The 3,797-nt window shown below is 71.2% G+C and carries 1 protein-coding gene; it reads right to left on the minus strand.

Annotation, left to right across the window (positions count from 1 at the left end; translation table 11 throughout):
- Positions 1–136: 136 nt before the first annotated feature.
- Positions 137–3,649: a methionine synthase gene (metH, locus tag ACIQOV_RS31915; RefSeq protein ID WP_401054171.1), complete on the minus strand. Its 3,513-nt coding sequence runs from the start codon at positions 3,647–3,649 to the stop codon at positions 137–139.
- Between the last annotated feature and the right edge of the window lie 148 nt (positions 3,650–3,797).

Genomic DNA, 3,797 nt, shown 5'->3' on the forward strand with positions numbered 1-3,797 from the left:
GGGGTCCTTCCGGCAGGCCCGGGGCGGCCCCGGGGAAGGCACGGGCCGGCCCGCAGGTGAGCGGACCGGCCCGTTCAGGATCATCAACGATACGCCCGCTTCGTCCGGAAAGAGCGAACGCGGTGGAAACCGGGCGTTACCGGGCGTTGAAGTACTTCGCCTCCGGGTGGTGGATCACGATCGCGTCGGTGGACTGCTCCGGGTGGAGCTGGAACTCCTCCGAGAGCACCACGCCGATCCGCTCCGGCCTCAGCAGGTCGGCGATCTTGGCCCGGTCCTCCAGCTCGGGGCAGGCCCCGTAGCCGAGCGAGAAGCGGGCGCCGCGGTACTTGAGCGCGAACATGTCCTTGACGTCCTGCGGGTCCTCGCCGGAGAAGCCCAGCTCGTAGCGGACCCGCGCGTGCCAGAACTCGGCCAGCGCCTCGGCCAGCTGCACCGAGAGGCCGTGCAGCTCCAGGTAGTCCCGATAGGAGTTGCCGGCGAACAGCTCGTTGGCCGCCTCCGAGATCCGGTTGCCCATGGTGACCACCTGGAGGCCCACGACGTCCCGCACCCCGGACTCCTCCGGGCGGAAGAAGTCGGCCAGGCAGAGCCGGCGCCCGCGCCGCTGGCGCGGGAAGGTGAAGCGGGTGCGCTCGGTGCCGTCCTCGTGGAAGACGATCAGGTCGTCGCCCTTGGAGTTGGCCGGGTAGTAGCCGTAGACCACGGCGGCCTCCAGCCAGCCCTCGGTCTGCAGCCGGTCCAGCCAGGCCCGCAGCCGCGGCCGGCCCTCGGTCTCCACCAGCTCCTCGTACGAGGGGCCGTCGCCGGCGCGGGCGGCCTTCAGCCCCCACTGCCCCTTGAACAGCGCGTCCTCGTCCAGCCAGGAGGCGTAGTCCGCGAACGGGATGCCCTTGACGATCCGGTCGCCCCAGAACGGCGGGACGGGCACGGTGTTGTCGACCGTGACGTCGGAGCGGATCTGGCCGAGGTTGATCTCGGGCTCCGGCTCCTCCACCTCGACCCGGGCGTGCCGGCGCTGCTTGAGCTCCGGCAGGGTGGCGCCGGGCACGCCGCGCTTGACCGCGATCAGCGCGTCCATCAGCCGCAGGCCCTCGAAGGCGTCCCGGGCGTAGCGGACCTCGCCCTCGTAGATCTCGTGCAGGTCCTGCTCGACGTAGGCGCGGGTCAGGGCGGCGCCGCCGAGGATCACCGGGAAGTCGGCCGCCAGCTTGCGCTGGTTCAGCTCCTCCAGGTTCTCCTTCATGATCACGGTGGACTTGACCAGCAGGCCGGACATCCCGATGACGTCCGCCCGGTGCTCCTGCGCGGCGTCCAGGATCGCCGAGACCGGCTGCTTGATGCCCAGGTTGACCACGTTGTAGCCGTTGTTGGACAGGATGATGTCGACCAGGTTCTTGCCGATGTCGTGGACGTCGCCCTTGACGGTGGCCAGCACGATGGTGCCCTTGCCCTCGTCGTCGGACTTCTCCATGTGCGGCTCCAGGTGGGCCACCGCGGTCTTCATCACCTCGGCCGACTGGAGCACGAACGGCAGCTGCATCTGGCCGGAGCCGAACAGCTCGCCGACCACCTTCATGCCCGCCAGCAGGGTGCTGTTGACGATCTCCAGCGCCGGGCGCTCCGTCAGCGCCTCGTCGAGGTCGGCCTCCAGGCCGTTCCGCTCGCCGTCGATGATCCGCCGCTGGAGCCGCTCCTCCAGCGGCAGCGCGGCCAGCTCCTCCGCCTTGGAGGCCCTGACCGAGGACGAGGAGACACCCTCGAACAGCTGCAGCAGCTTCTGGAGCGGGTCGTAGCCCTCGCTGCGGCGGTCGTACACCAGGTCGAGCGCGACCTCGCGCTGGTCCTCGGGGATCCGCGCCATCGGCAGGATCTTGGAGGCGTGCACGATCGCCGAGTCCAGGCCCGCCTCGACGCACTCGTTCAGGAAGACCGAGTTGATCACCATGCGGGCGGCCGGGCTGAGGCCGAAGGAGATGTTGGACAGGCCGAGGGTGGTCTGCACGTCCGGGTGGCGGCGCTTGAGCTCGCGGATCGCCTCGATGGTCTCGATGCCGTCCCGGCGCGACTCCTCCTGCCCGGTGCCCAGGGTGAACGCCAGGCAGTCGACCAGGATCGAGCCCTCGTCGACGCCGTACTCGCCGGTCAGCTGGGCGATCAGCCGCTCGGCGATCTCGACCTTCTTGGCGGCGGTGCGGGCCTGGCCGTCCTCGTCGATGGTCAGCGCGATCAGGCCGGCGCCGTGCTCGCGGGCCAGTGAGGCGATCCGGCCGAAGCGGGTGTCCGGGCCGTCGCCGTCCTCGTAGTTCACCGAGTTCAGCACGGCGCGCCCGCCGAGCGCCTCCAGGCCGGCCCGCAGCACCTCCGGCTCGGTGGAGTCCAGCACGATCGGCAGGGTGGAGGCGGTGGCCAGCCGGCCCGCGATCTCCTTCATGTCGGCGACGCCGTCGCGGCCGACGTAGTCCACGCAGAGGTCCAGCAGGTGGGAGCCGTCCCGGATCTGGTCCCGGGCGATCTCCACGCAGGCCTGCCAGTCGCCGGCCAGCATCGACTCGCGGAACTTCTTCGAGCCGTTGGCGTTGGTGCGCTCGCCGATCGCCAGGTACGAGGTGTCCTGCCGGAACGGAACCGCCTGGTAGAGCGAGGCCGCCGAGGGCTCGGGCCGGGGGTCGCGCGGGGCGATCGGACGGCCCTGGACCCGCTCGACCACCTGGCGCAGGTGCTCGGGGGTGGTGCCGCAGCAGCCGCCGACCAGCGAGAGGCCGTACTCGCGGGTGAACACGTCGTGGGCGTCGGCCAGTTCGGCCGGGGAGAGCGGGTAGTGGGCGCCGTCCTTGCCGAGCACCGGCAGGCCCGCGTTCGGCATGCAGGACAGACCGATCCGGGCGTTCTTGGCCAGGTAGCGCAGGTGCTCGCTCATCTCGGCCGGGCCGGTCGCGCAGTTGAGGCCGATGTAGTCCACGCCCAGCGGCTCCAGCGCGGTGAGCGCGGCGCCGATCTCCGAGCCGAGCAGCATGGTGCCGGTGGTCTCCACCGTCACCTGCACCAGCACGGGCAGGTCCAGCCCGGCCTCGGCCAGGGCCCGCTTGGAGCCCAGGATCGCGGCCTTGGTCTGCAGCAGGTCCTGGCTGGTCTCGACCAGCAGCGCGTCGGCGCCGCCGGCGATCAGGCCGGCCGCGTTCCGCTGGAAGCCGTCGCGCAGCGTCTCGTACGGGGCGTGGCCGAGGGTCGGCAGCTTGGTGCCGGGGCCGATCGAGCCGAGCACCCAGCGGGTGCGGCCGTCGGCGGCGGTATGGGCGTCGGCCGCCTCGCGGGCGATCCGGGCGCCGGACTCGGACAGCTCGAAGATCCGCTCCGGGATCTCGTACTCGCCGAGCGCGCTGAAGTTGGCGCCGAAGGTGTTGGTCTCCACGCAGTCCACGCCCACCCCGAAGTAGGCCTCGTGGACGGACCGGACGATGTCCGGGCGGGTGACGTTGAGGACCTCGTTGCAGCCTTCGAGGTTCTGGAAGTCCTCCAGCGTCGGATCCTGCGCCTGGAGCATGGTGCCCATGGCACCGTCGGCGACCACCACCCGGGTGGCGAGCGCTTCGCGCAACGCGTTCGCGCGGCTCTGCTGAGTGATGGACGGGGTGGCTGCTGTGGCCATGGGGCTTCTCCCTGGTGCGACGGCTGTCGGCTTTGCGGACCCGCTTGCTCGGGCCCGCACGTGGCCAGGGTATCCGGCCGACGGGTCGGCCCGCCGTTCGTTCCGTATCCTGAGCGCTCGACCGCAAGGGGGGAGCAAGCGCGTGGCC

It is taken from the genome of Kitasatospora sp. NPDC091257 (genome assembly GCF_044757675.1).
Classification (GTDB): domain Bacteria; phylum Actinomycetota; class Actinomycetes; order Streptomycetales; family Streptomycetaceae; genus Kitasatospora; species Kitasatospora lactacystinica.